The following is a 504-nucleotide window of genomic DNA, read 5'->3' as shown; positions in this document are numbered from 1 at the left end:
TTTGAATTGGGCGCAAAACAAGCGGGCGCAGGAGAGTTTTCTTACCGTGCTTTTGATAATGATAAATTGGATTTGGTACAAGCAGAAGCCATCGCGGATGCGATTGATGCTACCAGCGCCGCCGCTGCCAGTAGTGCGATTCGCTCGCTTAGTGGTGAGTTTTCACAAAAAATTAATCAGCTACTTGAGCAATTGATTCATCTGCGCTTGCACGTCGAAGCGGCGATTGATTTCCCTGATGAAGAAGACGTTGATTTCTTATCTGATGGCGTTATTCAAGATAAGCTTGAACAAACACAAGCTAAAATTCAGCAAGTGCTAGCGACTGCCAAGCAAGGTCAGCTATTACGTGACGGTATTCATGTGGTGCTTGCTGGCAGACCAAATGCTGGTAAATCAAGCTTGCTGAATCGTCTGGCTGGACAAGAGCGTGCTATCGTGACCGACGTTGCTGGGACAACGCGCGATACCCTGCAAGAAACCGTCGTGCTTAACGGTTTGACG

The 504-nt window shown here is 47.8% G+C and carries 1 protein-coding gene; it reads left to right on the top strand.

Features of this window, described 5'->3' with window-relative positions; all coding sequences use genetic code 11:
• The coding region (locus V7D75_RS11355) for a GTPase (protein ID WP_333614640.1) at nt 1-504 on the top strand (504 nt) is incomplete at both ends.

Origin of the sequence: Psychrobacter sp. (genome assembly GCF_036731945.1) — a bacterium.
Taxonomy (GTDB): domain Bacteria; phylum Pseudomonadota; class Gammaproteobacteria; order Pseudomonadales; family Moraxellaceae; genus Psychrobacter.
The sequence above is the reverse complement of the archived record's forward strand: the minus strand, read 5'-3'. Positions and strand labels throughout refer to the sequence as shown.